Annotated in this window: 6 protein-coding genes; 4 read left to right on the forward strand and 2 right to left on the reverse strand. The window is 43.1% G+C overall.

Annotated features, from left to right (window positions below):
• Positions 1-186: 186 nt before the first annotated feature.
• Positions 187-1,539 (reverse strand): 4-aminobutyrate--2-oxoglutarate transaminase, encoded by a 1,353-nt coding sequence (gabT, locus tag BM613_RS13625; protein ID WP_109431715.1) that lies wholly within the window; start codon positions 1,537-1,539, stop codon positions 187-189.
• 199 nt (positions 1,540-1,738) lie between these two features.
• Here gabT and BM613_RS13635 point away from each other — a divergent pair, with 199 nt between their 5' ends.
• From BM613_RS13635 to BM613_RS13645, 3 genes are all read left to right on the forward strand, one after another.
• On the forward strand, positions 1,739-3,451 hold the full coding sequence (locus BM613_RS13635) for a sigma-54 interaction domain-containing protein (RefSeq protein ID WP_109431717.1): 1,713 nt from the start codon (positions 1,739-1,741) through the stop codon (positions 3,449-3,451).
• Between the two features lie 61 nt (positions 3,452-3,512).
• Positions 3,513-4,184: a response regulator transcription factor gene (locus BM613_RS13640; RefSeq protein ID WP_109431718.1), complete on the forward strand. Its 672-nt coding sequence runs from the start codon at positions 3,513-3,515 to the stop codon at positions 4,182-4,184.
• A complete protein-coding gene (locus BM613_RS13645; protein ID WP_109431719.1) occupies positions 4,181-5,515 on the forward strand; it encodes a sensor histidine kinase in 1,335 nt (444 codons plus the stop codon). Before BM613_RS13640 ends, BM613_RS13645 begins: the two co-directional genes overlap by 4 nt.
• Before the next feature lie 5 nt (positions 5,516-5,520).
• Here the strand turns inward: BM613_RS13645 and BM613_RS13650 are convergent, their stop codons facing one another.
• Positions 5,521-5,958, reverse strand: coding sequence for a PepSY domain-containing protein (locus tag BM613_RS13650; RefSeq protein WP_109431720.1), 438 nt, complete (start codon positions 5,956-5,958; stop codon positions 5,521-5,523).
• 304 nt (positions 5,959-6,262) lie between these two features.
• Between BM613_RS13650 and BM613_RS13655 the strand changes: the two genes are divergently transcribed.
• Positions 6,263-7,966, forward strand: coding sequence for a purine-cytosine permease family protein (locus BM613_RS13655; protein ID WP_109431721.1), 1,704 nt, complete (start codon positions 6,263-6,265; stop codon positions 7,964-7,966).
• Positions 7,967-8,040 lie beyond the last annotated feature (74 nt).

Consider the following 8,040-nt stretch of genomic DNA (forward strand, 5'->3'; position numbering starts at 1 on the left):
GCAAGAGTAGACGACGTTGTGATTGGATTTGTATTCCATAAGAATAGTATATCACAACAATCTATCTAATGTGATTGAAAAGACAAAAGATTCGCCTAGCGGCGAGCGCCTTATATCCCCAGTGCTAAAGCACGGGACTTTACGGCGCATTCGGTAATCTTAGAACTGAAGATTCCTGAACTTCCATTATACACCCTCCTCTATCATCACTTGCTGTAATTCAAGTGCCGTTTCACAGATCGCTTCCTCCATCCTCTGTAACCCTAATTGCAACTCTTCCGTTGTGATGACCAGAGGATACAAAAAGCGAATGACATGATTAAACACACCAGCTTTTACAGTAATTAATCCTTTTGCTAAACACTTTTGACTGATCATAGCCACAGCCTCTGGAAAGGGAACTTTTGATTTTGCATCCGTAATAAATTCCATCGCAATCATGGCACCCTGCCCACGAACATCGCCAATCATAGGGAATTTTCTTTGTAAGCGGCGCAAATACTCAATTGTCATTTCTCCTAACACTTGTGCGCGTTGCGCCAACTGATCGCGTTCCATGATCTCAATCACTTTGAGTGCAGCAGCAGCTGACAATGGATTTCCCCCATACGTTCCTCCAAGGCCACCCACTTCAGTGGAATCCATTATTTCCCTTTTACCGACCACGGCCGAAATGGGCAATCCTGCACCCAGAGATTTTGCCATCGTGATCAAATCTGGATCTAGATTCTCGTAGTGTTGTGTCGAAAAAAGTTTTCCCGTACGCCCAAACCCTGTCTGTACCTCATCCACAATGAATAAAATTCCATTCTCTTTGCAAATTTGACGCAAAAGTGGAAGATAGTCAGGTGGTGGCACAATGAATCCACCCTCACCTTGCACCGGTTCAATAATAACAGCAGCTACATCCTCAACAGCGACATGAGTGGTAAACGCTTTTTTGACGGCGTCAATACACTCATACCTACATTGACCGAATTCCTGCCCAAATGGACAGCGATAGCAATTTGCGTAAGGCAATCGATAAACCTCTGATGAAAAGGGACCGAATCCCGCCTTATAAGGATGAACCTTACTTGTGAGTGACAACGTCATTTGCGTTCTTCCATGAAATGCATACTCAAATGCAATTACAGCTGAACGTTTTGTATAGGAACGAGCAATTTTAATTGCATTTTCTACCGCTTCTGCTCCACTATTCGCCAGCATCGCTTTTTTATCTCCAGCAATCGGTGTCAAGTCGCATAATTTTTCTACAAGTTGCAAGTACGGTGCATTCATCGTCACATGAAAACAAGTATGAAGAAGTTGGTCCGCTTGCCGTTTAATCGCTTCTACCACTTCTGGGTGAGCACTCCCAACATTTAAGCAGCCAATCCCTCCCGCAAAATCTACGTACTCTCGATCCTCATCGTCCCACATCCGTGCGCCTTGTGCGCGAGTAATCACAATAGAATTTTGCACGGAAACACCACTTGGAACATACTTTTGTCTCACTTGTGCAAGTGATCGATTTGTAATAACTATTTCTTCTGACATGAATTCTCCCCCTCTCCATCAACTCGAGGACCCATTTTGCCCTCATTGCGCAGGAAAGCAATATTCATGCCAACTTGAAAATCGCATTCTTCCCGAAAAGTAAAGACTTTTCTATAAAAACTTGATATTATATGGTGTAACAATACAAAATTGAATCGCATTTTTGAATTATAATTCAAATTGATTGGAGGCACTAAGCTTGCATCAGACATTTGGAATTCTCGAAAGCTTACTTACTCCTATCTTAGTATTTAGTCCAGAAGGTATACTCCTTTTTATGAATCATGCAGCCAAAGACATACTCCCTGTAAATCCACAAGCTTGTAAGTGGCCAGATATTTGCACAGATCTCCCTATGAGCTACATCCATCGATTACATTATTTTGAAAAATCCGAGTTACGATATCTTCTAATCGAATTTGTGCTTCCGATTGACACGACACTACAGGCAGAAAATATCCAATTAAAAAATACAGTTGCTGAACTCGAAACTTTGATCAATTCATCTACTGACGAACTTTTTGTTACTGACGGAGAAGGAAAAGTGCTTTTCCTCACGAGTCAAGCTCGCAAATTTTATGGACTCGACCATGAAGACATTATCGGACAATCAGTTTTCCAATTAGAACAGGCACATATCTTTTATCCTTCTGTCACCGCACTCGTGTTACGAGATAAGCAAAAACACACGATCCTACAAACAACTCGCCACGGGGAGCATCTAGTCGTGACGGGCACTCCAGTGTTTGATGAACAAGGAAATGTTAAACAAGTGATTTCAAGTGCATTGGATTTAAAGCAACTGCCTTGGATTTTATCTTCTGCTCCCAGTCGAGAGATCCCCTATTCTCCCTCCCGTCAAGTAAAAAGTTCAGTGCACGACGATACCTCATTGACTCCCATCGTTGCTTCAACCCCCGTGATGCGCCAGTTCATCACACAAATCCAACAAGCAGCTACAAGTCATGCCAACATCCTGTTATTGGGTGAAACTGGTGTCGGAAAAAATTTGTTCGCAAACTATATCCATAAAGAAAGCGCTCGAGCACAAGGGCCATTTATTGAAATTAATTGCGCTACTTTACCAGAATCTTTATTTGAAAGTGAATTATTCGGATACGAACACGGTGCCTTTACTGGTTCAATACGCGAAGGAAAAAAGGGCAAAGTCGAACTAGCAGACGGAGGGACACTCTTTTTAAATGAAATCGCAGAGATCCCCTTGACGTATCAAGCAAAACTACTTGATTTTTTACAAACTCGCCAATTTACGCGCGTGGGAGGAATTAAAGCGTTACACAGTGACATTCGCATCATCTGCGCAACGAACCGCGATTTAAAACGGATGGTTGCTGAAAACTTGTTTAGGGCTGACCTATTCTATCGAATATATGTCGTTCCTGTAGAAATCCCTCCTTTGCGCGCTCGAATAGGAGAACTTGAAGCTCTATGCCTGACAATCATTGCGAAACTCGCCAGATGTTATCGTCAACCGACAAAGCAAATTCATTCAAGTACACTTGACTTGTTGCGTACCTATCCGTGGCCCGGAAATGTACGCGAACTTGAGAATGTCTTAGAGAGGATTTTTATCAGTACACGTGATTCTGTGATTTATCCTGAACATCTACCGGATGAATTCTCCCACTACGCTAGCAATTCCTCTTTAGGCTCAACCCCATATTTCCCTAATCCAAAAACACTTCATGAGACTGCTTTACACCCGGAACAAGCGAAAGAAGAACTCGGATTACAAAAACAATTAGAACGTCTTGAATTTGAGATTTTGCATGATGCTTTGCAACGTTGGAAAACGACCTACGCCATCGCGCAACATTTACAGCTGAGTCAGCCTACTGTGGTAAGAAAACTAAAAAAACACGGGCTTACTCATTTACACGAGACGCCATAGATTCGTTATAATAAATTATTCAGCATAATGGCTAACGATCAAACAAGGAAGGTGACGACATTTGAAACTACTCGTTGTTGAAGATGACAAGCGAATCGCCAGCCTATTACAAAGAGGATTAACACAACTAGGACACACGATTGATCTTGCTCACGATGGAGAGGATGGCTATTACTTGGCACTCAACAGCGCATATGATGTAATCATACTAGATGTGAAATTACCCAGTATGGATGGTCTTACTGTTTGCCAAGAACTGCGTAAATCAGGTATCCACTCTGCGATTCTCATGCTAACAGCACGTGACAGCATTGACGATAAAGTAACGGGTCTCACTTCAGGAGCCGATGATTACGTAACAAAACCTTTCTCCTTTGAAGAATTGTCTGCACGTATACAGGCTCTCTTTCGTCGTCCAGCGCAGTATGTTGAGCAACAGGTCTTGCGTGTACATTCCCTTGAATTATATCCACAGACATTTGAAGTAAAAAAACAAGGGGTTCCGATCGAATTAACTCGCAAAGAATTTTCTCTATTAGAATTGCTAATGCGCAATCCCAATCAAGTCCTTAGCCGCGAACTCATTCTTGATCGATTGTGGGGTGCAGATTTTGAACCATCCGCCAATGTGGTAGATGCTATGATCGCACGCTTGCGCACCAAACTTGGCAACGGAAAGGAAAAACCTCTGATTAAGACGATCCGCGGAGTGGGGTATAAATTAGAACGATGAGTAAAATGACAGCGCCATCAGAAAAACAATTGTTAGCGCGAACCCAACATCAATTGATCGCATGGTTCTTTCTCGCCTTACTCGCATTTGCAATGCTTTTGCTCGGAGGGATTTATTATGCTTTGCGCAGCAATCTACTAGATACTGCTTATCAAGAAATCGAGCATGAATGGGAGCAAAAAACCCCTGAAGCAATCCATAAATTACAAGACACCTCTTCTGGTGAAACTCCTACCATAAACATCGATTCAAGTCCTGAAGATGTTGCAACTTGGGTATTCACTACGTCTGGTCATGTTGTCCAAGCAGATTATTCTTTAATAGGAGTTCCAGGTTCATTGCGGCCGCTATTTTTAAAAGAAATTTCACAAAAATCTAATGATCTAACCTACACACAATGGATTCGTACTTCTTTTAACAAATCACGTATACTTCTTGGAATTCATCCATTATTTATTAATGGTCGCCGCGTGGGAACAATCATGAGTGCATATTCCATCACTGCGATGACAAACACGCTGCAAGTTTTGATGTGGGTAGACATTGAACTTGGCATCGCTAGTATCTTCGTGATTCTCCTAATCACCTATGTTCTAGCTCAACGCACACTGCAACCCATTCGCTCAGCCTTACAAAGACAGCGACATTTTGTCAATGATGCGTCTCACGAATTACGTACACCACTTACCATTTTGCGAGGAAACTTAGAACTAGCAAAGATGGAGGCAACACATCCCGAACTAAACGAGACACTCACACAGTGTATTTCTGAACTTGACTACTTAACTCACGTGGTTACTGACCTTTCTATGCTAGCTCGCTCTGATTCAACTCAACTTATTCGCAATCCTAAACGTATTAACGTAGACGAATTAGTAACAACCTGTATTCAAGATCTACAACCTTTAGCTAAACAAAAAAATATCTCTCTTTCTTACATCAAACCACAATCCTCTCTCACAATTTTCGGAGACGCAGCGCAACTACGGCAACTTATGATTATACTCGTTGAAAATGCGATCAAGTATAATCTGGAAAATGGAAAAGTACAGGTTTCACTCGAACAAAAAACAGATTCAGTCGACATCATGATCGCCGATACAGGAATAGGAATTCCAGCAAATGATCTGCCTTATGTATTTGATCGATTTTATAGAAGTGAGCAGGCACGGCACCAACAGATCGGCAGCGGCATAGGACTTGCAATCGCAGCAGGAATTGTGGAGAGTCATCGCGGGCAAATTGGGGTGACAAGCCAAGTCGGCCAAGGAACGACTTTTACTGTCACGCTTTCCTTAGCCGACCACATACAAGAAGCAAAGAACAAGTAGTCTCCTCACGTTACCGAACGATTGAAGAATTCATTTACAACAGCAAGCACTTTTAGTGTATTACGCGCCACCCAGACTTCATACTGCCTCCCCTCTTTATCGATGGTAATCTTCCAGGCAGCCTGCTTCCCCCACGTGCTCATGGTGCGATCTGTAATCCACCCCCCAGGTACTGCAGATCGCGCCGCTGCATCGGCTAGTAAAATGTTTTTTACTCGATACTGCGCGCGTTCTGTATGCATTATAGAAAATGGGGGCGAAACTGGCGAAGCCCCTCCTTCAACAATCACAAAGTGACCCAACCAAACCGCAAGAATACCCACACCTATTCCCGTACTTCCTATAGCGGCCAGAATGGATCCTGACAGCTTCTTCATAGTCGATTGTCGAGCCGAATGGGGACGACGAAACCATATGGATAATGCACGATCGTTTAGGGTCATGCGTATCCCTCCTTGTTTTTGTAAGAACAAGGTACCCCATCGACATGATCACTTCATGATGGATTTATGACGACAAGATGACCGATGGAAAGGATGGATCGTCCATTTTAGACAAGAAAATTTTCTGCGAAAAATAACTTACAATGTCATGTTCACGTAAATAATGCACGCGTCTACACAATTTCATGGAATGATAGTTGACAAAATTAACGGAATTTTTTATGATTTAGGGCACTACTTGATTTTAGCGTTATGTTATCTAACATAACGTATTTTCTATCTTACGAAAGCGGGTTTGTGACCAATGGAAATTCAAAATGCCGAAGCGCGAATAGATGAACGCGTTATTACTCGCAAAAAACGTACCTTTAGCGGCTTAGTGAATAACCCCGTGATGGAAGACTACGCTTTGCGCTATGCTCCTCGTTCCTTTCGAAAATGGAGTGAATTTGCTGTCGCCAGTACTGCACTAGGTGGAATCGCTTATATGGCTGATTTCGCAATTGGCGGATCCGTTGGTCTATCATTTGGTTTTTTAAATTCGCTTTATGCCATCATCACTGTCGCTGCCATCATTTTTTTGACTGGTATCCCCATTGCCTACTATTCGGCGAAATATAACATTGATATGGACTTACTGACACGCGGAGCAGGCTTTGGATATCTAGGCTCAACACTGACGTCGATTATTTATGCATCGTTTACATTTATTTTCTTTTCTTTAGAAGGGTCTGTGATGGCACAAGCAATCACACTCTATTTTTCGCTTCCCATTGCGGTAAGCTATCTTCTTGCTGTACTTATCGTCATTCCACTTGCTATGTATGGAATGACTCTCCTCAATCGTTTTCAAGTATGGACTCAACCAATCTGGCTCATCCTTATGATCGCTCCTTTTACGATCGTACTCACGAAAGATCCAGAGGCTTTTTCACGCTGGATCCATTTTGGTGGTGCGACAGGTATGGCGACTGCATTCAGTCCCCTCATGTTTGGATCCGCTATGGGCGTTACACTTTCACTCATCGCGCAAATCGGAGAACAAGCTGACTACCTGCGTTTTATGCCTGACAAAACAGCAAAAAACCGCGCAAAATGGTGGTGGGCTGTGCTCCTTGCGGGACCTGGATGGGTCATTATCGGCGCTTTCAAGCAACTTGGTGGATCATTTTTAGCTTCATGGATTTTCCCACTCGTGGGGAATGTGAAAGCCGATGAACCGATTCAAATGTTTACGCACGCCTTTGGCGCACTCTTTCCTGCATCAGCAGCCTTGACAATTGCAACTATTTTCGTACTATTGTCACAAATAAAAATCAACGTGACAAATGCCTATTCCGGATCTCTTTCTTGGTCTAACTTTTTTTCACGCGTACTGCACTTTCATCCGGGGCGAGTCGTATGGTTGTTTTTAAATGTTGGTATTGCTCTTGGCCTTATGGAATTTGGCGTATTTGGGTTCTTAAACATGATCCTCGGTTTTTACTCAAATGTTGCCGTTGCTTGGGTCGGAGCGGTCGTCGCAGATCTAGTAATTAATAAGGGATTATTAAAAATAGGGCCATCCTATATTGAGTTTAAACGGGCTCATTTGTATCGATTTAACCCCGTGGGATTTGGTTCCATGATTATTTCTTCAGCCATCTCAATCGCCGCTTATTTTGACGCTTTCGGAGCTACTTTACAAGCATTTTCCACTCTGCTCTCATTAGCACTCCCCTTTATACTGGTCCCGACCATTGCACTCGCGACAAAAGGAAGATATTACATTGCTCGCGAGAATACGTTATCTCTCCCACAACTCCCAGTACGTCCTACACTTCATGGCATCACTACAAATCGGATAACGTCGATCGACGTACAGGAAGAAAACATAACCTGCATGAGTTGCGGATTCCCATACGAGATTCAAGACATGAGCAACTGCCCATTACACTCAGGCCCCATCTGTTCACTTTGCTGCAGTCTTGAAGCGACATGCCACGATCAATGCAAAAAAATTCCTTAATCAATCGAGTAGGAGGGGGCGGCTAGCCCCCGACCTCTCACACCACCGTACATGCGGGTCCGCATACGGCGGTT

Source organism: Sulfoacidibacillus thermotolerans (assembly GCF_003144315.1).
Classification (GTDB): Bacteria; Bacillota; Bacilli; order Alicyclobacillales; family SLC66; genus Sulfoacidibacillus; species Sulfoacidibacillus thermotolerans.